Origin of the sequence: Pseudomonas koreensis (genome assembly GCF_036668835.1) — a bacterium.
GTDB classification, from domain to species: domain Bacteria; phylum Pseudomonadota; class Gammaproteobacteria; order Pseudomonadales; family Pseudomonadaceae; genus Aquipseudomonas; species Aquipseudomonas koreensis_I.
Genome location: NZ_JAZEVW010000001.1, coordinates 874,034 through 890,753, shown reverse-complemented (window position 1 = coordinate 890,753; position 16,720 = coordinate 874,034). Strand labels below are relative to the sequence as shown.

22 protein-coding genes and 1 pseudogene are annotated in these 16,720 nt (G+C 60.2%); 20 read left to right on the top strand and 3 right to left on the bottom strand.

Annotated features, from left to right (window positions below):
- Positions 1-10 precede the first annotated feature (10 nt).
- The 16 genes and pseudogenes from V6F91_RS03995 (at position 11) to recX (ending at position 11,354) form a co-directional block, all read left to right on the top strand.
- Entirely contained in the window at positions 11-520 is a 510-nt protein-coding gene (locus V6F91_RS03995; RefSeq protein ID WP_332762498.1) for a phage baseplate assembly protein V, read from the top strand.
- Positions 520-918 carry a phage GP46 family protein gene (locus V6F91_RS03990; RefSeq protein WP_332762496.1) on the top strand — a complete coding sequence of 133 codons (399 nt, stop codon included), beginning with the start codon at positions 520-522 and terminating at the stop codon, positions 916-918. Before V6F91_RS03995 ends, V6F91_RS03990 begins: the two co-directional genes overlap by 1 nt.
- The gene (locus tag V6F91_RS03985; RefSeq protein ID WP_332762495.1) at positions 908-1,951 is read left to right on the top strand and encodes a baseplate J/gp47 family protein; all 1,044 of its coding nucleotides are present in this window, start codon (positions 908-910) and stop codon (positions 1,949-1,951) included. Before V6F91_RS03990 ends, V6F91_RS03985 begins: the two co-directional genes overlap by 11 nt.
- Positions 1,939-2,538, top strand: a complete 600-nt coding sequence (locus tag V6F91_RS03980; RefSeq protein ID WP_332762493.1) for a YmfQ family protein — start codon at positions 1,939-1,941, stop codon at positions 2,536-2,538. The genes V6F91_RS03985 and V6F91_RS03980 overlap by 13 nt, the downstream gene beginning before the upstream one ends.
- A gap of 13 nt (positions 2,539-2,551) precedes the next feature.
- Entirely contained in the window at positions 2,552-3,709 is a 1,158-nt protein-coding gene (locus V6F91_RS03975) for a phage tail protein (protein ID WP_332762492.1), read from the top strand.
- Entirely contained in the window at positions 3,706-4,221 is a 516-nt protein-coding gene (locus V6F91_RS03970) for a phage tail protein (protein ID WP_332762491.1), read from the top strand. The genes V6F91_RS03975 and V6F91_RS03970 overlap by 4 nt, the downstream gene beginning before the upstream one ends.
- Positions 4,222-4,348: 127 nt before the next feature.
- Positions 4,349-5,446 (top strand): phage tail protein, encoded by a 1,098-nt coding sequence (locus V6F91_RS03965; protein ID WP_332762489.1) that lies wholly within the window; start codon positions 4,349-4,351, stop codon positions 5,444-5,446.
- Positions 5,447-5,453: 7 nt separating this feature from the next.
- Positions 5,454-6,020, top strand: a complete 567-nt coding sequence (locus V6F91_RS03960) for a tail fiber assembly protein (RefSeq protein ID WP_332762488.1) — start codon at positions 5,454-5,456, stop codon at positions 6,018-6,020.
- Between the two features lie 22 nt (positions 6,021-6,042).
- Complete coding sequence (locus tag V6F91_RS03955) at positions 6,043-6,936, top strand: gp53-like domain-containing protein (protein WP_332762486.1); 894 nt, start codon at positions 6,043-6,045, stop codon at positions 6,934-6,936.
- Positions 6,937-7,383, top strand: coding sequence for a phage tail assembly chaperone (locus V6F91_RS03950; RefSeq protein WP_332762484.1), 447 nt, complete (start codon positions 6,937-6,939; stop codon positions 7,381-7,383).
- A 17-nt stretch (positions 7,384-7,400) separates the two neighbouring features.
- A pseudogene (locus V6F91_RS03945) lies at positions 7,401-7,607 on the top strand (carbohydrate-binding protein CenC); the annotation flags it as partial.
- A gap of 493 nt (positions 7,608-8,100) precedes the next feature.
- Positions 8,101-8,667: a glycoside hydrolase family 19 protein gene (locus V6F91_RS03940; RefSeq protein ID WP_332762482.1), complete on the top strand. Its 567-nt coding sequence runs from the start codon at positions 8,101-8,103 to the stop codon at positions 8,665-8,667.
- On the top strand, positions 8,646-9,164 hold the full coding sequence (locus tag V6F91_RS03935) for a lysis system i-spanin subunit Rz (RefSeq protein ID WP_332762480.1): 519 nt from the start codon (positions 8,646-8,648) through the stop codon (positions 9,162-9,164). Before V6F91_RS03940 ends, V6F91_RS03935 begins: the two co-directional genes overlap by 22 nt.
- Positions 9,165-9,232: 68 nt before the next feature.
- A complete protein-coding gene (locus V6F91_RS03930) occupies positions 9,233-9,733 on the top strand; it encodes a CinA family protein (protein ID WP_332762478.1) in 501 nt (166 codons plus the stop codon).
- Positions 9,734-9,816: 83 nt separating this feature from the next.
- Entirely contained in the window at positions 9,817-10,875 is a 1,059-nt protein-coding gene (recA, locus tag V6F91_RS03925) for a recombinase RecA (protein ID WP_090282065.1), read from the top strand.
- An 8-nt stretch (positions 10,876-10,883) separates the two neighbouring features.
- Positions 10,884-11,354 carry a recombination regulator RecX gene (gene recX, locus V6F91_RS03920; protein ID WP_332762476.1) on the top strand — a complete coding sequence of 157 codons (471 nt, stop codon included), beginning with the start codon at positions 10,884-10,886 and terminating at the stop codon, positions 11,352-11,354.
- A gap of 55 nt (positions 11,355-11,409) precedes the next feature.
- Here recX and V6F91_RS03915 read toward each other — a convergent pair whose 3' ends face one another.
- Entirely contained in the window at positions 11,410-12,528 is a 1,119-nt protein-coding gene (locus V6F91_RS03915; protein ID WP_332762474.1) for a TIGR00730 family Rossman fold protein, read from the bottom strand.
- 321 nt (positions 12,529-12,849) lie between these two features.
- Between V6F91_RS03915 and V6F91_RS03910 the strand changes: the two genes are divergently transcribed.
- Positions 12,850-13,044, top strand: a complete 195-nt coding sequence (locus V6F91_RS03910; protein WP_332762472.1) for a hypothetical protein — start codon at positions 12,850-12,852, stop codon at positions 13,042-13,044.
- Here the strand turns inward: V6F91_RS03910 and V6F91_RS03905 are convergent, their stop codons facing one another.
- Complete coding sequence (locus V6F91_RS03905; protein ID WP_007908738.1) at positions 13,045-13,470, bottom strand: PA3611 family quorum-sensing-regulated virulence factor; 426 nt, start codon at positions 13,468-13,470, stop codon at positions 13,045-13,047.
- 189 nt (positions 13,471-13,659) lie between these two features.
- On the opposite strand from V6F91_RS03905, the gene V6F91_RS03900 reads away from it, so the two are divergent.
- From V6F91_RS03900 to V6F91_RS03890, 3 genes are all read left to right on the top strand, one after another.
- Positions 13,660-14,406: a tRNA-uridine aminocarboxypropyltransferase gene (locus V6F91_RS03900; protein WP_332762469.1), complete on the top strand. Its 747-nt coding sequence runs from the start codon at positions 13,660-13,662 to the stop codon at positions 14,404-14,406.
- Between the two features lie 221 nt (positions 14,407-14,627).
- Positions 14,628-15,278 carry a response regulator transcription factor ErdR gene (erdR, locus tag V6F91_RS03895; RefSeq protein WP_332762467.1) on the top strand — a complete coding sequence of 217 codons (651 nt, stop codon included), beginning with the start codon at positions 14,628-14,630 and terminating at the stop codon, positions 15,276-15,278.
- Between the two features lie 74 nt (positions 15,279-15,352).
- The gene (locus V6F91_RS03890; protein WP_042607041.1) at positions 15,353-15,715 is read left to right on the top strand and encodes a diacylglycerol kinase; all 363 of its coding nucleotides are present in this window, start codon (positions 15,353-15,355) and stop codon (positions 15,713-15,715) included.
- Here V6F91_RS03890 and V6F91_RS03885 read toward each other — a convergent pair.
- Positions 15,712-16,638, bottom strand: coding sequence for a LysR family transcriptional regulator (locus V6F91_RS03885; RefSeq protein ID WP_332762464.1), 927 nt, complete (start codon positions 16,636-16,638; stop codon positions 15,712-15,714). The genes V6F91_RS03890 and V6F91_RS03885 overlap by 4 nt on opposite strands.
- Positions 16,639-16,720 lie beyond the last annotated feature (82 nt).

The following is a 16,720-nucleotide window of genomic DNA, read 5'->3' as shown; positions in this document are numbered from 1 at the left end:
AGGACACCCCATGAGCCTACTGACACGCCTGCTGGCGCGCGGCACTGTCGTGCTCGCCAATTCGGCCTCCAAGCTGCAATCGCTGCAAATGCGCCTCACCGCCGGCGAAGTGAACGACGACCTCGAACATTTCGAACCCTATGGTTTTACCAGCCATCCACTGGCCGGCGCCGAAGGTGTCGTCACTTTCATTGGCGGTGACCGTTCCCATGCGATCGCCCTGGTCATCGCCGATCGCCGCTATCGCCTGCAATCGCTGGCCGCCGGTGAAGTGGCGATCTACACCGATGAGGGCGACCGGATTCATTTCAAGCGCGGGCGGATCATCGACATTCAAACCGCCACGCTGAACATCCGCGCCAGCAGCGCGGTGAACTTCGATACGCCCGTCATCAATCAGACCGGCAAGATCGTTTCCAGCGGCGACCAGCTCGCTGGCGGCATCAGCCAGATCAACCATGTGCACCTCGGCGTTCAGGCCGGCAACGGTCAGACCGGCGCGCCGGCAGGAGGCAAATGATGCTCATCAGCCCGAACCTGCATGCCGCGCTGACCCGCGCGGTGCTGATCAGCCTGTTCACCTGGCGCCGCGCCGCCGATGACGATGCCCTCGATGATGAAGAACGTTTCGGCTGGTGGGGCGACAGTTTTCCCACCGTCGCCGACGATCGCATCGGTTCAAGGCTGTGGCTGCTGCGCCGGGTCAAGCTGACCCGACAGACCCAGATGGACGCCGAGTTCTACGCCCGCGAAGCGTTGCAATGGCTGATCGACGACGGCCATTGCAGCGCCATCGACATCCTCAGCGAACGCCTCGACGCCCAGCGCCTGAGCCTGCGCACGGTCCTGACCCTGGCCGATGGCGAACGTCTGGACATCAACCCCGATAACAGTTGGCAGGTGATCTATGCCGTTTGAAACCCCTTCGCTGCCGGTGCTGATCAAGCGCACCCAAAGCGACCTGGCCGGCGATTCGCTGCGCCAGTCCGATGCGCAAGTGCTGGCCCGCACCCTCAGCGGCGCCGCTTATGGTCTGTACGGCTACCTCGACTGGATTGCCGAACAGATCCTGCCGGACACCGCCGACGAGTCGACCCTGGAACGCATCGCCGCGCTGCGTTTGAACCAGCCGCGAAAACCCGCGCAAGGCGCCAGCGGCAGCGTCAGTTTCAGCGCCACGGCCGGCGCGCTGCTGGACGTCGACACGCTGCTGCAATCGAGCGATGGCCGCACCTACAAAGTCACCAGCGCACGCACTGCAATCAATGGCAGCAACACGACGACGATTGCAGCGCTGGAGGCCGGCAGCCTTGGCAATGCCGACGCCGGGCTGGCGCTGACGCCGGTGCAACCGATTGCTGGCGTGGTCGGCAACAGCTTCGTCGTCCTGGCGCCGGGTCTCAGCGGCGGCGTCGCGCGGGAAAGTCTCGAATCGCTGCGCTCGCGGGTGATCCGCTCGTACCGGATCATTCCCCACGGCGGCTCGGCCGACGATTACGAAACCTGGGCACTGGAAGTGCCCGGCGTCACCCGGGCCTGGTGCCGCGGCGGCTTTCTCGGCCCCGGCACCGTCGGCGTGTACATCATGCGTGACGACGATCCACAGCCGGTGCCCAACGCCGAGCAACTGGCGCAGGTGCAGGCGTACATCGAGCCGTTACGCCCGGTGACCGCCGAAGTGCATGTGCGTGCGCCGATCCAGGTGCCGGTAACCTATCGCCTGAAGCTCATCCCGGACACCAGTGCGGTACGCGCGGCGGTAGAAACCCAGTTGCGCGATCTGCACAACCGCGAGGCCGACCTCGGCGAGGATCTGCTGATCAGCCACATCCGCGAAGCCATCAGCAGCGCTGCCGGTGAAACCGATCATGTGCTCAGCGCCCCGGTCGCCAACGTCACCGCCAAGGACAGCGAACTGCTGACGTTTGGAGGCTGCGTATGGGGGGCATAAGAACCGCCGCGCAATATCAGGCGCAACTGCGCGCCTTGCTGCCCAGCGGCCCGGCGTGGGACCCGGAACGGGTGCCGGAACTCGAAGAAGTGCTGCAAGGCGTCGCCGTTGAACTGGCGCGCCTCGACGCGCGCGCCGCTGACCTGCTCAACGAGATGGACCCGGCCGGCGTCAGCGAACTGGTGCCGGACTGGGAACAGGTGATGAACCTGCCCGACCCGTGCCTGGGTGCCACGCCGCTGTTCGACGACCGCCGCCTCGCGGTACGCCGCCGCTTGCTCGCGGTCGGCAGCCAGGCCGTCGGTTATTACCTCGACATCGCCAAAAGCCAGGGCTACCCCAACGCCAGCATCACCGAACACGAAGCGCCGCGCATGGGCCGCGCCCGGTTTGGCTCGGCGCATTGGGGCACCTGGGAAGCGCAATTCATGTGGACGCTCAACACCGGCGGCCGCCTGCTGCTCGGCCGGCGTTACGGCGCGAGCTACTGGGGCGAGCGCTTCGGCGTCAATCCCGGCTCGGCGCTGGAATGTCTTATCCACCGCAGCGCGCCGGCGCATACCAAGGTGCACATCAATTATGACTAGGAAGGAATGAGGGATGGATTATCCGAACAGTGTGCCAAGCGCCGGTCTGGTGAATGGCAAGTTTGTCGATGAAAACCCGCTGACCGGGACGCCGGGGTCGTTGATTCCGGCGGATTGGGGTAACGGGGTCACGCTGGAAATTCTCAACGTGATCAGTGCGGCCGGGATTACCCCGGACGAAAAGAAATACGATCAGCTGTTGCAGGCGATTCAATCGGTGACGGCCAAGGGCTGGAATCAGGATCTGGCGTTGCCGTTGGTGGCTTTGCCGCTGCCGACCGTGGCCAGCGCCGATGGTCGACTGGTTGTCAGTCCGGCTGCAGCGTCCACCAGCGGTGGCAGGGTTTCGATTGCCGCAGGAACGTTTATCAGCCTGGGTCAGGAAGTCGTGAGCGGCCAGTTGGGGCGTTCGCGTACGTTCGTGACGTCTGCGTGGAGCAGCGTCGATCTGTTGCCCAACAGTCATTATTTTTTACGTGCACAAGCCGTGGGTGGTGCGCTGACCTTTTACGTGCAGCGCGGCAACATCCATGACGTTGTCCCGGAGTCGTTGAAAGGTACGGCAAACGCCGCAGCGGGTGGCGGGTTTCAGTCCACGGCACTGGACATGTGTCTGGCGTGGGTTATCACCGGGGCGCCGGGTTCTGTGCCGACGGTGCGCACGATCTACAACCGTGCACGTTTGACCTGGACGCAAACGGTTAACGGCACCGGCGCGATATTTTTGCCACTCGATCCACATGCGCGTGCGGCACGACTGGTTGCAGGCAACCCGACGCCGTCGTCGACGGCGGTCACCTCGGTCGCCTTTCCGTCAGCCGGTTGGGCAGGGGGCAACTATTGTTTTCTGTCGCCCATCCTTACCGGCAGCTCGAACAACGCGGGGGGATGGAATCCCTCTTCGGTTTACCCGTGCGTTCTGTTCACCAACAACATCGTTAACGATGTCACGGTTTCGACGTTGTCGGCCAGTTTCGACCATGCCAATTTGCGCTCCCTGTGGCAGTGCTATCAGGCAGAACACAACCTGGGCCAATCAAACGCCGACAGCGATGAGCTATTGCTGAGCATGGGCATCAAGACCCATCCGATCACCGATTACAGTGTCGGCATCGCAGTCAACTTCGCCGACGCGGTGAACGTGCAACTATCCTGGGAGCTTATTCGATGATCGTTATTCAGGAGCTTCACCAGTTCGACGGCGAGATGCGTCTGCCTCAACCTTCGGCAGCCCATGACTGGGACGGCGAGAAGTGGATAGTGAACGCGCAAAAGCAGGTCGTGCTGGATGCGCAAGAAGTCGAGCGGCTTTGCGCGAAAGTCGACACCGCCGCCGACAGCGCCCGGGCCACACTGGCCGGCGACCCGCTCAAAGCCATGGAATACGCCCAGGCCGCCGCCGATGCGCAGGCTTATCAGGATGCCGGCTACCCGAAGAAGGAAGTCCCGTTGTCGGTCGCAGCCTGGGTTGCCAAAGGGCGCACCGCGAAACAGGCAGCCGAGCAGATTCTCGCCAAGGCCGATCAACTCACCGACCACTTGCTGAGCTTGCGCACCTTGCGCCTGAAGGCCAAGGCGCAGATCCGTGCACAGGCGGGCAAGGGCAAGATCGATCTGGCGCGCAGCGCTGCCGATGATGCGTTGGTGGCGATTCGTGACCTCGTCAGAGCTATTTCCGGCTAGACCCCAAGACTCAGTTCGTCGTCACCCAAGCCCGCTTCGATGTGGGCTTTTTTTATTTTGCGCACAGACCGCCATGGCGACCGGCCCGACGCGGTTCATGTGTCATTTACCAGAGAAGCAATAACCCATGGACTATCCAAAAAGCGTCCCCAGCGTCGGCCTGGTCGATGGCCGTTTCGTTGACGAGAACCCGGTGGCGGGCACGCCCGGTTCGTTGATTCCGGCAGTGTGGGGCAACAGCGTCACTCAGGAGATTCTAAGTGTGATCGGTGCTGCCGGGCTGGCGGCTTCCGAGACGGATACCAGCCAGTTACTTGAAGCGATCCAGTTGATGGTGGGCAACGCCAGTCCGATGCGTTCGGTCATCACTCGGTTGGCGGCATCCACATCGCTGAGCCCTCAGGAGCTTGGTCTCGTACTGCTCGACGGCAGCCCGGCGTCCCTGACGCTGACGTTGCCTGCAGTCAATGCTGCGCTGGGTGTGCGTGATGTGGTCGTTCGCCGTGTCGACAACAGTGGCAACCGTTTGGTTGTCCAGACATCCGGGACCGACCGCATCCGGTTTCACACCCACCTTTCACCGGCGGGGTATCCGTTTTTGGTGCTGATGGGCAGCGGCGACTGGTGGCATCTGCGCAGTGATGGTGCAGGAAGCTGGTGGCCGGTCGGCCGCTTTGACAATGCCCCACTCGGGCGGCCGTTCCTTGAAACGACAACAACGCTAAGCCCGGGTGGTTACGGACTTCCCAACGGCGATTTGTTCAAGCGTGCCGAGTGGCCCTGGCTGTGGGATTTTGCCCAGTCGTCCGGGGCGCTGACCACTGAAGCTGCCAGGGCCGGGAGAGAAGGGGGATGGACGAGCGGTGACGGCGCCTCGAATTTTCGAATCCCCGACATTCGCGGCGAGTTTCTGCGGGTGCTCAGTGAGGGTCGAAACGTCGATACGGGACGTGTAATGGGCAGTGTGCAAATGCATGCTCTACAAAGCCATAACCATTACCTGCCGACGGGAACCGGGGGGACTTCCAAGCCGGCACCAGCGATTCCGGACACCGCCTGGGACGTTACCACCAACGTCAATTTTTTACCGACTTCAGCAACGATGGCAACCACGTACCCCAACCCTGCATTCGACTCGGATGCCTACATAGGCAGCATCGGCAATTTCGCCGGCGAAACCCGACCGCGCAACATCGCCTATCCCGCGCGAATCAAGCTGATCTGAGGTGAACATGTTCAATTATATGATCGACGACAGCGGCGTCTTGACTGGCCCTGTCGAGTTTCCGCGCGTGCCGGGGATCGGCGTGCAACGACCGAGTAATGCAGTAGCGCTGAGTATCGAACTCTCTCCCGCGCCTGAGGGATTTGCCTGGGCCTATGACAACGGCTCGTTGCAACAGAAGGTCGATTGTCGCGGCGATGTATACAGCACCGAAACCGGCATGCGGGAAACCTGGAATACCTTGGGCGAACTGCCGGCAGGCTTCACACAGTTGCCTTGGCCGGGTGGCTTTCACATCTGGGCGGATAACGCCTGGCAGATCGATGAGCAAGCGCAGTTGGCGGATAACAAGCGGGTCGCACTTAACAAACGCGACGCCTTGCTCCGGGACGCGGTGCTGAGAATTGCCCCCCTGCAATACGCCGAGGATATCGGCGATGCGTCCCCCGAAGAACAACTGCAGTTGCTCGAGTGGAAGCTCTACAGCGTTGAGCTGAACCGCATTGAAAAACAGTCCGGTTTTCCTTCGCCCATCACTTGGCCTGTAGCGCCCGGCGCAGCCACAAACACCTGAGACACCGTAAAGGAATAACACAATGGATTATCCAATCAGTGTGCCAAGCGCAGGCCTGGTCAATGGCATGTTTGTCGACGAGGACGCGATTGCAGGCACACCCGGCTCGTTGATTCCAGCGAGCTGGGGCAACGGCGTGACGCAAGAAATTCTCAGCGTTGTGCGGGCCGCTGGAATGGCGCCGAACGAGACCTCAAATACACAACTGCTCGACGCGCTGCGTAGCACGCAGCTATTCAAAACCCCGGCGCAATTCGATTTCAGCCGCTCAGTGGCTACAGCCGAGTTCGTGCAGCGTGCGCTGGGCAATTACGCAGGGTCTCGTGACATCGCGGCCACGGCGCAACTTTCCATTGCGGATGTGGGATGGGCGATTGGCCTGGGCGGAAACTCGGCTTATACCGTGTCTTTGCCAGACATCAAGTCAGTTCCCAATGGTGCAACGTTCGCGCTGCATTGCCGTAGCAACGCCCCGGTCACTATTGCTTGTACAGGCATTGCGAAAATAAGCCCGCAAGGAGCTGAACTGACCTCGATCGTCATGAACAGTGGTGAGAGCGCCACCGTCGTCAGGGAAAACGGAGTCTGGGCAGTCCACGGCACCGCGAGTCTCAAATATGCCGCGCTGTTTTCAGGGTTGACGGCTAACCCCGGGTACCAGAAGCACGCCAGTGGGAACATAGATCAATGGGGGACCGGCACCACTGATGCCAACGGTGAAATGTGGGTCAATTTCCCGGTTTCCTTCCCGAATGGGTTTTTCTCCTGTGTCGCCAACCATGCCGGCGGCGAGGCGGCCATCGTGATTGTTGTCGGAGGCAGCGCCACCAAACAAGGCGTTCGCTTGAAAGTGCGCAATGCGGTTAACCAGCCAGGGGCAGGCTGGACCGTGTTTTATTTTGCCAAGGGTTATTGAATGAAGACCATCAACGTGTTGTTCAGCGCCGGCACCCGGGGCGTGTATGTACCGGGTATCAACTCGTCGGACATTCCGGACGATGTCATTGAAATACCCCAAGCCTATTGGACCTCGCTGCTGCAGCAACTGGCGGTCACTGCGAAAGTCATTGGCGTGCATGCTGAAAGCGGTTATCCGATCCTGATCGATCCACCGCCTCCTTCGGCAGAGGCGGCGGCGGGCTTCGAGCGCACCTGGCGTAACACTCAGCTTGCCGCCACCGACGGTCTGGTCGCACGCGACCGCGATGAGCTGGAGGACGGTGGCGGCACGACATTGACCACTGAGCAATATGCCGAACTGCAAACGTATCGCCGGGCGTTGCGCGAGTGGCCGCAAGGCTCATTCTTCCCGTTCAGTGAGCATCGGCCGGTGGCACCGCGCTGGCTGGCTGCCGCGCTTTAAATCATCAGGGACGTGATATGGATTATCCGAAAAGCATTCCGGGCTCAGATCTGGAAAACGGCAGGTTTGTCGACGAAGACCCGATTGCAGGAAAGCCGGGGTCGCTGATTCCGGCGAGTTGGGGCAACAGTGTTACCCAGGAAATTCTCAATGCAATTACAGCCGCTGGCCTGACACCTGACGAAGCACAGACCGATCAATTGGCCCAAGCCATTCGACAGCTGTCCAGGCCTGACCCGCTGCAACAGTTTCCGGTACAGGTCTATCGCAGGAATCTGTTGATCAACGGTGATTTCCGGATCTGGCAGCGTGGCACGAGCAACCAGGGGCCCAACATCGGCGGCTACGTGGCGGACCGATTTCGCTGCGACTGGAACGGTAATGCGGGAGTGAGCATCACTCGTCAGAACTTTGCTCTCGGGCAAGGCGAGGTCGCCGATGAGCCGGCCCGCTTCCTGCGCTGGCAGCAAACCGCTGCGGGCGGGGGCGCGACTGTTCACAAAATCTCCCAGAATATCGAGTCGGTCAGAACACTCGCAGGTAAAACCGCGACGTTGACGTTTTGGGCTCGATCCGATGCCGCGCGAACATTGCAAGTAACCATTGCGCAACAATTCGGCGCGGGCGGAACCCTGAAAACTCTGGCAAATAAATGGCTGGCACGCAGCAACCGCCAGCCATGATTCAATCGGGGCAATCCAGGGAGGACCAAGCATTATGCAAATAACCGAAAGCAACCTTATCGACATCATGCCCAACGCCCGCTCCCAAGCGGGCGTTTTTGTTTCTGCACTCAACAATGCCATGGCGCGTCGTCTCATCGACACGCCCAGGCGCATCGCCGCGTTTCTTGCGCAAGTCGGCCACGAGTCCGGGCAACTGCGTTACGTGCGCGAACTGGGCAACAACCAGTACCTGAGCAAATACGATACCGGCACGCTGGCGCTGCGTCTGGGCAACACCCCCGAAGCCGACGGTGACGGGCAAAAGTATCTCGGTCGCGGCCTGATCCAGATCACTGGCCGCAGCAACTATCGCCAGTGCAGCCTTGGCCTGTTTGGCGATGAACGTCTGCTGTCCTTGCCCGAACTGCTTGAACAGCCGCAATGGGCGGCGGAATCTGCGGCATGGTTCTGGGAACAGAAGGGCCTGAATGAACTGGCTGATCGTGATCAGTTCAACATCATCACCCGACGCATCAACGGCGGGTTGAACGGTCTGCAGGATCGCCTGGAAATCTGGGCGCGCGCGAGGGCGGTGCTATGCCAATCCCCTGGCGAATGATTGGCATTGTATGGCTGGCCGCAGCAGCCTTTGCAGCGGCCTGGCAATTTCAGGATTGGCGTTACGGACGACAACTGGCCGAGCAATCCCGGTTAAACGCCGCAGTCCTCAATCGACAGAATCTCGCCGCCGCCACTGCGCAACAGGCCGAACAAGATAAGCGCCTGGCGCTCGAGCAGCGGCTCGCGGCCATTGAACAAACCCATTTTCGAGCGCTGAGCGATGCCCAACGTGATCAGGATCGCCTGCGCGATCGTCTTGCTACTGCTGATGTGCGCCTGTCAGTCCTTCTCGACGCCGGCGACGTTGCCCAAGGCTGCAATCTGCCAGCCACCGCCGGCGCCCGCGGCGTGGATCATGCAGCCGTACGCGCCCGACTTGACCCGGCGCATGCTCAACGAATTGTCGCCATCACCGACACCGGCGACCGTGGATTGATTGCGCTGCGCGCCTGTCAGGCCTATGTCAGAGCGCTGGCGCCTGCACATTTTGAATGATTCTGTGTATTGAAAGAGCAACCGGCTCGTGTACGGTGGTACGCATTCCACACGATCCGGAGTGCGCCGTGAAAGAGATCACCCAACTGGCCGCCGAACTCGGCCGACATCTGCAAGTGCTCAACGCCCACGTGACCACCGCCGAGTCCTGCACCGGTGGCGGTATCGCCGAAGCGATTACCCGGATTCCGGGGAGTTCGGCGTGGTTCGAGGCGGGTTATGTCACCTATTCCAACCGGCAGAAGACCCAGCAACTGAATGTGCCGGCCGAGCTGTTCGATACGGTGGGCGCGGTCAGTCGCGAGGTGGTCGAGGCGATGACGCGTGGCGCGCAGGACAAAAGCCTGGCGCGTTTTGCTGTGGCGGTCAGCGGCGTGGCCGGGCCGGATGGCGGCTCGCCGAACAAACCGGTCGGCACGGTATGGCTGGCATGGGCAGTAGGCGATGCGGTTTCCAGCGAGGTTCAGCACTTCCCCGGCAACCGCGACGAGGTCCGCCGACAAACGGTGAAGGCCGCGCTAGAGGGGCTGTTGCGACTAGCGGCACGAGAAATCGAAAATCAGGGGTAGGCGATCTTCGAACGCTGTGGAATAATACTGGCTACTTATACAGGTGTTGGCCGTCAGGCCTTATTGATTACGTGAGGACTTTAATGGACGACAACAAGAAGAAAGCCTTGGCTGCGGCCCTGGGTCAGATCGAACGTCAATTCGGCAAGGGTGCCGTAATGCGTATGGGCGATCAGGACCGTCAGGCGATCCCGGCCATCTCCACTGGCTCTCTGGGTCTGGACATTGCACTCGGCATCGGCGGCCTGCCAAAAGGTCGTATCGTTGAAATCTACGGTCCTGAATCTTCCGGTAAAACCACGCTGACGCTGTCGGTGATCGCCCAGGCGCAAAAAGCTGGCGCGACCTGCGCATTCGTCGACGCCGAACACGCCCTCGATCCCGAGTACGCCGGCAAACTGGGCGTTAATGTCGATGACCTGCTGGTTTCCCAGCCGGACACCGGCGAACAGGCACTGGAAATCACCGACATGCTGGTGCGCTCCAACGCCGTTGACGTGATCATCGTCGACTCCGTGGCTGCGCTGGTGCCGAAGGCTGAAATCGAAGGCGAAATGGGTGACATGCATGTGGGCCTGCAAGCCCGTCTGATGTCCCAGGCGCTGCGTAAAATCACCGGTAACATCAAGAACGCCAACTGCCTGGTGATCTTCATCAACCAGATCCGCATGAAGATCGGCGTGATGTTCGGTAGCCCGGAAACCACCACCGGTGGTAACGCGCTGAAGTTCTACGCCTCGGTTCGTCTCGACATCCGCCGTACTGGCGCGGTGAAGGAAGGCGACGAAGTGGTCGGCAGCGAAACCCGCGTCAAGGTTGTGAAGAACAAGGTAGCTTCGCCGTTCCGTCAGGCTGAATTCCAGATTCTTTACGGCAAGGGCATCTACCTCAACGGCGAGATGATCGACTTGGGCGTACTGCACGGCTTCGTTGAAAAATCCGGCGCCTGGTATGCCTACGAAGGCACCAAGATCGGTCAGGGCAAGGCCAACTCGGCCAAGTTCCTGGCGGACAACCCGGAAATTGCCGCGAAGCTTGAAAAACAACTGCGTGACAAGCTGCTGTCGCCAGCAGTGATTGCTGATTCCAAGGCTTCCGCTGTCAAGGAAACCGAAGACGATCTGGCTGACGCTGATATCTGATCGCAGCGATGACCACCGTCGTACTCGATACACTCGTCGCAGTGCGACGAACCGCCATGGACCTGCTCGCACGGCGCGAGCATGGTCGAGTCGAGCTGACACGCAAGTTGCGCCAGCGCGGCGCTGAGGCGGAAATGATCGAAACAGCCCTCGACCGACTGACGGAAGAGGGCCTGCTTTCCGAAGCCCGTTACCTCGAAAGCTTTGTTTCCTATCGTGCCCGTTCCGGCTATGGCCCTTTGCGGATTCGCGAGGAACTGAGCCAGCGCGGTCTACAGCGTGCCGATATCGAACTGGCCCTGCGCGAAAGCGGTATCAACTGGCAGGAGCAACTTCAGGAAACCTGGCGGCGCAAGTTCTCCGGACATCTACCGATTGATGCGAAAGAAAGGTCCAAACAAGGCCGGTTTCTGGCCTATCGGGGGTTTTCGATGGAAATGATCAACCGCTTGTTCAACGGTCGAGGGATGGACGATTAGAACGATTCATTAAAAAACGGCCCGCTATGAAAATAGCGGGCCGTTTTTTTTGCCTTCAAATTGCCTTTGAGGGCTCCCGGCTGCGCTGAGCGGTTTGTGGTTGAGAATGAGCCCAATTTTCCGGCAGGTTTATATAGTCAATCAATTCCCTCAGACGCCCATGGGTGCGAGCGTTAAACGCGAACGCCAGCCGCGCCAAATGGCTGAATTGAGCGTCATCATGTTCCTCGCCGGCATAGGCGTGTTGATGAAACCGGTCGCTCAGGCACAGATCGGCAAAGGCGTCCTGCATGTGTTCCAGTGCCTGATCGCTGAGCTTGTGATTCATGCGGATCACGAACTGGCGTTTGAGCCAGCGGCTGGAGTGGAAGTTGCTGTAGAACTGATTGATCTGCTCCACCGCCTCATCGACGCTGAACACCAACCGCATCAATTTCATGTCGGTCGGCAGGATGTAACGGTTGACCTCCAGTTGCTGGCGAATGAAATCCATCGCGCCCTGCCAGAATGTCCCGCCCGGTGTGTCGAGCAGCACCACCGGCACCAAGGGGCTTTTGCCAGTCTGAATCAGCGTCAGCACTTCCAGTGCTTCATCCAGCGTGCCGAAACCTCCCGGGCACAGAACCAGCGCGTCAGCTTCTTTGACGAAAAACAACTTGCGGGTAAAGAAGAAGTGGAAAGGCAACAGATTGCCAGTGCCGTCCACGGTCGGGTTGGCGTGCTGCTCGAAGGGCAGGGTGATGTTGAAACCGAGGCTGTGATCGCGACCGGCTCCTTCGTGGGCGGCCGCCATGATGCCGCCACCGGCACCGGTGATCACCATCATCTCCGAGCGCGCCAATGCGGCGCCCAGCTCACGGGCCATCGCGTACAAAGGATGCTCTAGCGGCGTGCGTGCCGAGCCGAACACCGTGACCTTGCGCCGCCCCTTGAATTGTTCGAGCACGCGAAAGGCCTGCTCCAGTTCGCGCAGGGCCTGCAGGGTGATCTTGGCGTTCCAGCGGTTGTGGTCTTCCTGGGCCATGCGCAGTACGGTCAGGATCATGTCGCGGTAGATCGGGATGTTCGGGCTGTTGGGGGAAACGCGGTTGAGTTGTTCTTCGACCTTGCTGATGAGATCGGGGCCGCTTTCCTGAAAATGACGACTCAGGAGGTCATTCGGTTGGTAAGGCATTCAATGTCTCCTTTGTGCACAGAGCGGGTGGCCCTGACGAGCGGCGTCAGTGCCGCGCTGCAACAACACACCTCTGGGCAGTTCCATGGCTGCCGTCAACAGGTGATCGGGAATACTCTGAATCTAGACCTTTGCGCGGCATTACGCTGCGACTCTTTTAGAAATAGCTGCGCCAGCGAAGCCACCGCTCGTCCGAACTCGCACCGGGCGGCTCACTCCCTGATTAACTGATTCACAGGCGTGATGCGACAACTTCGCGGCGATCAGGTACGCAAGTGACAGGCTGTTAAAGGATTTTCAGGTGGCAAGGAGGCGGGACCCATGGCCAGGATAGTTCTGGAGATCGATACGCAGCTGTATCGAATGTTGCAGGCAGCAGCAGAGACTAACCAGATCAGTCTCGAAGAGGAGTGTTGCCGTCGTCTGGCGGGCGGCGAGCGCCGTTCTCAGTATCTGCAGGCCTTGCTGGCCGAATTGCGCGCCGAGGATGAACAGCGGCGCGCCAATTCGCGGTGATTACTTCTTCTTCGCCGGGGCGGCTTTCGGGCAGTCGGATTCCTGATAGCTCGCCGAGCCGATCGCCTTGTTGGTTTTCACTTCAGTAAAGTCGTAACGCATGATCGCGCCCTTGGCCATCAGCTTGCGGTACGACGGGTTGTTGCACACCGAGGCTCCCAACTGGAAATACACGGCTTTAGGGTCAGCACGCATTTTGTCGGCGTGGCTCTTTTGCACGCTCAGGTGATTGATCAACTGAGTGCCTTCAACGGTGTAGCCCTGATCGAGAATGTCTTCATTGATTGCCCGAGGCGTGCCGACGCTGCTCTGGGCGGCGACATTGCGCAGCTCTCTGTTCAGATTCTGCTCACTCAGGGACGCTGCCTGAGCGGTGAAGGACGACGCCAGCAGAATGGCAGCGGTGGGAACGATAAGGCGCAGCATGAAACTCTCCTGGTTCAGTGACTGGTGGTTCGACCCGTCACGTGACTGTGCGTTCAGTGGCGGCGAATTATAGGGGAGCCGGTCGGGAGGGTACAGGCTTGTGCCGCTCGCTCTGGTAAACTGCCGGCCTTTATTGCCCTGCCGAGTGTTGTTCGTGTCGAGTTTCCCTGCCTGCCGACGTTGCCTGCGATGAACCATGCCCCCAACGCCGTAGCCCGTTTGCGCGATCAGCGTGAAGATGAAGGCATCAAGCCGATTCAGGCTCGGGGCTTCCGCTCCGAACGCTGTCGCGACTGCCGGGTGATCATCAGCCATTGCCTGTGCGCCTGGCGGCCGAGCGTCGAGACGCGTTCGGCGGTGTGCCTGATCATGACCGGCAAAGAAGTGTTCAAACCCAGCAACACCGGTTGGCTGATTGCCGATGTGGTGCGCGACAACCATGCGTTCATCTGGTCGCGCACCGAGCCCGACCCGCAGTTGCTGGCGTTGCTCAACGATCCGCAATGGCAGCCGTATCTGGTGTTCCCGGGCGAGTATGTCGAGCCGTCGCGGGTGACCAACACCGTCGCCGCCGATAGCAGCAAGCGCCCGCTGTTCATTCTGTTGGATGCGACCTGGACCGAGGCGCGGAAGATTTTTCGCAAGAGTCCGTATTTCGATCGGCTGCCGATCTTGAGCCTGTTGCCCGACAAACTGTCGCGCTACCGCTTGCGCCGCTCGACCCGCAGCGAGCATCTGTGCACGGCCGAAGTGGCGGCGCTGTGTCTGGAGCTGGCCGGTGATGCGGATGCCGCTTCGGCGCTGGACGCGTATTTCGACGTATTCAGCCAGCACTACCTCGGCGCCAAACAGCAACTGGACAGGAACGAGTCGACGCCGGCCCATGCCGAGTTGCAGCGCTATATACCAAAGCCGCAGGCGGAGTTGGCGCAATAGTGGCCCATACTGTACGAGGCAGCGGCCGCGCTGCTTGACCACCCTGTCTTCGCTGGGCATGCTTGGCGCCGTTCTGGGTGCGGCCAAGGTTTGAAACGCCGTGTTTGCTGTTGATTGGCGTTGAACGTGCCCCTGGGATATCGCTTGCGAGCGGCATCTCGAGTTGCTTTGGTCTGACCGGAATGCACCGGCCGGCCATCAAAAACAGGATCATTTGAAAAATGGCCACATACGACATCCTGATTGCCGATGATCACCCCCTGTTTCGCAGTGCCCTGCATCAAGCGGTGACGCTGGGCCTCGGCCCGGATGTGCGGCTGGTGGAAGTGGCGAGCATCGCCGAACTGGAAACCCGCCTGACCGAAAAGGCTGACTGGGATCTGGTCCTGCTGGACCTGAACATGCCCGGCGCCTACGGTTTTTCGGGTCTGGTCCTGCTACGGGGGCAATACCCGCAGATTCCAGTGGTGATGGTCTCGGCCCAGGAAGAGGCTTCGGTGATGGTCAAATCCCGCGAGTTCGGCGCCAGCGGCTTTATCCCCAAGTCCAGCGATCTGAGCGTGATTCAGCAAGCCGTGCGCCAAGTCCTCGATGGCGATGTGTTCTGGCCGCCGCAAGCGTTCGAAGCAGTGAGCGTGTCCGACGAAGCCAAAGCCGCCAGCGATGGCCTCGCTAGCCTGACGCCGCAGCAGTTCCGCGTGTTGACCATGGTCTGCGAAGGTTTGCTGAACAAGCAGATAGCTTATGAGCTGAGTGTGTCGGAAGCGACCATCAAAGCCCACGTCACGGCGATCTTTCGCAAATTGAATGTGCGCACACGCACGCAAGCGGCTTTACTGCTGCAACAACTTGAGTCAATTCCGAGCCAGTGATGGCTGGCGGTTTCACGCTTTTTTGACTTTCGTTGATCTAGCTTCCCCACTCCTTTTTGGTTGGTCTCTTCCATATGTCACCTTTCAAGGGCCAGACCGGCCTGAAACGTATCCTCAACGCCTCCGGTTATTCGCTCGATGGCCTGCGCGCGGCGTTCACCGGCGAAGCGGCGTTTCGCCAACTGGTGCTGCTCAATGTCGTGCTGATTCCGCTGACATTCTTTCTGAACGTCAGCCGGGTCGAACAAGCGGTATTGATCGCTGTGTGCTTGCTGGCGCTGATCGTCGAGTTGTTGAACTCGGCCGTGGAAGCAGCCATCGACCGCATCTCGCTGGAGCTGCATCCGCTGTCGAAAAACGCCAAGGACATGGGCAGCGCCGCGCAGTTCGTGGCCTTGAGCATGATCGCGCTGGTATGGGCGGTGATTCTGCTTTAAGCGATGGTCGGCAGGACGATCTCGTCGCTGCGCTGCACCCCGGCGGTGAACGCGCGGCACAGCTCGAGAAACTCGCGCATGGCCGAGGTCTGGTATTTCTGCTTGTGCCAGATGAAGTAAAACTGCCGGGCCAGATCCAGGTCCGGCGTCTCAACCGGCACCAGGCTGCCGCGACGGAACGCATCACGCAGCGCCAGGCGTGAAATGCAGCCGATCCCCAGCCCCGATTCCACCGCGCGTTTGATCGCTTCGGTGTGCTCCAGCTCCAGACGGATATTCAGCGCACTGCGGTGGTGGCGCATGGCTTGATCGAAGGTCAGGCGCGTGCCGGAACCCTGTTCACGCAGAATCCACGCCTCGTGGGTCAGCTCCTCCATGCTCGCGCTGCCGCGTTGAGCCAGCGGATGCTGCGGCGCGCAGAACACCACCAGCTCATCCTCGACCCAGCTCTGCACTTCGATGTCCGGGTGACTGCAATCGCCTTCGATCAGACCCAGATCAATTTCATAGTGCGCGACCTGTTGCACGATATTGGCGGTGTTCTGCACGTGCAGCTTCACTTGGCTTTCCGGGTGAAGCTGCATGAAGCTGCCGATCAGCAGGGTGGCCAGATAGTTGCCAATGGTCAGCGTCGCTCCCACTGATAAAGAGCCGAAACCGGATTTGCCGTTGAGCAGGTCCTCGATTTCCTTGGCCTGATCGAGCAGGGCCACTGCTTGCGGCAATAGCTGTTTGCCCAGGGCGTTGAGGCTCAGCCGTTTGCCGGCGCGATCGAACAGCTGGCAACTGGACTGACGCTCGAGTTCGGTGATCGACGTACTGGCCGCCGACTGCGAGAGGTTGAGCAGACCCGCAGCACGGGATACGCTTTCCTGCTGGGCGACGGCGACGAAGACTTGCAGTTGACGGAGAGTAAATCGCATATCGATATAACCGATAACCCTTATCTTAATAATCCAGTTAACAGATATTGTCGTCGCTATTAGAATGCGATGCAATTGCGCG

Coding starts and splice junctions, on each gene's coding strand:
- V6F91_RS03995 (WP_332762498.1), top strand. CDS start 11: ATGAGCCTACTGACACGCCTGCTGGCGCGCGGCACTGTCGTGCTCGCC.
- V6F91_RS03990 (WP_332762496.1), top strand. CDS start 520: ATGCTCATCAGCCCGAACCTGCATGCCGCGCTGACCCGCGCGGTGCTG.
- V6F91_RS03985 (WP_332762495.1), top strand. CDS start 908: ATGCCGTTTGAAACCCCTTCGCTGCCGGTGCTGATCAAGCGCACCCAA.
- V6F91_RS03980 (WP_332762493.1), top strand. CDS start 1,939: ATGGGGGGCATAAGAACCGCCGCGCAATATCAGGCGCAACTGCGCGCC.
- V6F91_RS03975 (WP_332762492.1), top strand. CDS start 2,552: ATGGATTATCCGAACAGTGTGCCAAGCGCCGGTCTGGTGAATGGCAAG.
- V6F91_RS03970 (WP_332762491.1), top strand. CDS start 3,706: ATGATCGTTATTCAGGAGCTTCACCAGTTCGACGGCGAGATGCGTCTG.
- V6F91_RS03965 (WP_332762489.1), top strand. CDS start 4,349: ATGGACTATCCAAAAAGCGTCCCCAGCGTCGGCCTGGTCGATGGCCGT.
- V6F91_RS03960 (WP_332762488.1), top strand. CDS start 5,454: ATGTTCAATTATATGATCGACGACAGCGGCGTCTTGACTGGCCCTGTC.
- V6F91_RS03955 (WP_332762486.1), top strand. CDS start 6,043: ATGGATTATCCAATCAGTGTGCCAAGCGCAGGCCTGGTCAATGGCATG.
- V6F91_RS03950 (WP_332762484.1), top strand. CDS start 6,937: ATGAAGACCATCAACGTGTTGTTCAGCGCCGGCACCCGGGGCGTGTAT.
- V6F91_RS03940 (WP_332762482.1), top strand. CDS start 8,101: ATGCAAATAACCGAAAGCAACCTTATCGACATCATGCCCAACGCCCGC.
- V6F91_RS03935 (WP_332762480.1), top strand. CDS start 8,646: ATGCCAATCCCCTGGCGAATGATTGGCATTGTATGGCTGGCCGCAGCA.
- recA (WP_090282065.1), top strand. CDS start 9,817: ATGGACGACAACAAGAAGAAAGCCTTGGCTGCGGCCCTGGGTCAGATC.
- recX (WP_332762476.1), top strand. CDS start 10,884: ATGACCACCGTCGTACTCGATACACTCGTCGCAGTGCGACGAACCGCC.
- V6F91_RS03915 (WP_332762474.1), bottom strand. CDS start 12,528: ATGCCTTACCAACCGAATGACCTCCTGAGTCGTCATTTTCAGGAAAGC.
- V6F91_RS03910 (WP_332762472.1), top strand. CDS start 12,850: ATGGCCAGGATAGTTCTGGAGATCGATACGCAGCTGTATCGAATGTTG.
- V6F91_RS03905 (WP_007908738.1), bottom strand. CDS start 13,470: ATGCTGCGCCTTATCGTTCCCACCGCTGCCATTCTGCTGGCGTCGTCC.
- V6F91_RS03900 (WP_332762469.1), top strand. CDS start 13,660: ATGAACCATGCCCCCAACGCCGTAGCCCGTTTGCGCGATCAGCGTGAA.
- erdR (WP_332762467.1), top strand. CDS start 14,628: ATGGCCACATACGACATCCTGATTGCCGATGATCACCCCCTGTTTCGC.
- V6F91_RS03890 (WP_042607041.1), top strand. CDS start 15,353: ATGTCACCTTTCAAGGGCCAGACCGGCCTGAAACGTATCCTCAACGCC.
- V6F91_RS03885 (WP_332762464.1), bottom strand. CDS start 16,638: ATGCGATTTACTCTCCGTCAACTGCAAGTCTTCGTCGCCGTCGCCCAG.